This is a genomic window from Neisseria sp. P0022.S010, from assembly GCF_051956635.1.
Genome location: NZ_JBQCXF010000684.1, coordinates 1 through 1,416, shown reverse-complemented (window position 1 = coordinate 1,416; position 1,416 = coordinate 1). Strand labels below are relative to the sequence as shown.

The 1,416-nt window shown below is 56.0% G+C and carries 1 protein-coding gene; it reads left to right on the top strand.

Annotated features, from left to right (window positions below):
* On the top strand, window positions 1-1,416 hold a 1,416-nt coding region (locus tag ACTHUT_RS20645; RefSeq protein WP_440419671.1), incomplete at both ends, for a DNA gyrase subunit B.

The following is a 1,416-nucleotide window of genomic DNA, read 5'->3' as shown; positions in this document are numbered from 1 at the left end:
AAAAACACGAAGAATACGGCGCCGACAGCATACAAGTGCTGGAAGGCTTGGAAGCGGTACGCAAACGCCCCGGTATGTATATCGGCGACACGCAGGACGGCAGCGGCCTGCACCACATGGTGTTCGAAGTATTGGACAACGCCGTCGATGAGGCATTGGCGGGACATTGCGACAAAATCACCGTAACCATCCATGCCGACAATTCCGTCAGCGTGGCCGACAACGGGCGCGGTATGCCCACCGGCATCCACCCGAAAGAAGGACGCTCCGCCGCCGAAGTCATCATGACCGTATTGCACGCGGGCGGCAAGTTCGACAACAACAGCTACAAAATCTCCGGCGGCCTGCACGGCGTGGGCGTATCCGTCGTCAACGCACTGTCCGACTGGGTAACGCTGACCATCTACCGCGACGGCAAAGAACACTTCGTCCGCTTCGTACGCGGCGAAGCCGAAGAGCCGTTGAAGGTTGTCGGCGATTCCGACAAAAAAGGTACAACCGTACGCTTCCTCGCCAGCAGCGAAACCTTCGGCAATGTCGAATACAGCTTCGACACCCTTGCCAAACGTATCCGCGAACTTTCCTTCCTCAATAACGGCGTAGACATTGAACTGATCGACGAACGCGACGGCAGACACGAAAGCTTCGCCCTCTCCGGCGGCGTGGCCGGCTTCGTGCAATACATGAACCGCAAAAAAACGCCGTTGCACGAAAAAATCTTCTACGCGTTCGGCGAAAAAGACGGCATGAGCGTGGAATGCGCGATGCAATGGAACGACAGCTACCAAGAAAGCGTGCAATGTTTCACCAACAACATTCCACAACGCGACGGCGGCACGCACTTGACCGCGCTGCGCCAAGTGATGACCCGTACCATCAACAACTATATCGAAGCCAACGAAGTAGCCAAAAAAGCCAAAGTGGAAACCGCCGGCGACGATATGCGTGAAGGCCTGACCTGCGTTTTATCCGTCAAACTGCCCGATCCGAAATTCTCATCGCAAACCAAAGACAAACTGGTTTCCAGCGAAATCGGCCCCGTCGTCAACGAAGTCATCAACCAAGCCTTGACCGACTTCCTTGAAGAAAACCCGACCGAAGCCAAAATCATCACCAGCAAAATCGTCGATGCCGCGCGCGCGCGTGAAGCCGCCCGCAAAGCACGTGAAATTACCCGCCGCAAAGGCGTGATGGACGGTTTAGGCCTGCCGGGCAAACTCGCCGACTGCCAAGAAAAAGACCCTGCCCTGTCCGAACTCTACCTCGTCGAGGGCGACTCCGCAGGCGGTTCCGCCATGCAGGGCCGCGACCGCAAATTCCAAGCGATTTTGCCGCTCAAAGGTAAAATTTTGAACGTCGAAAAAGCACGTTTTGAAAAAATGCTGGCCAGCCAAGAAGTCGCCACGCTGATTACCG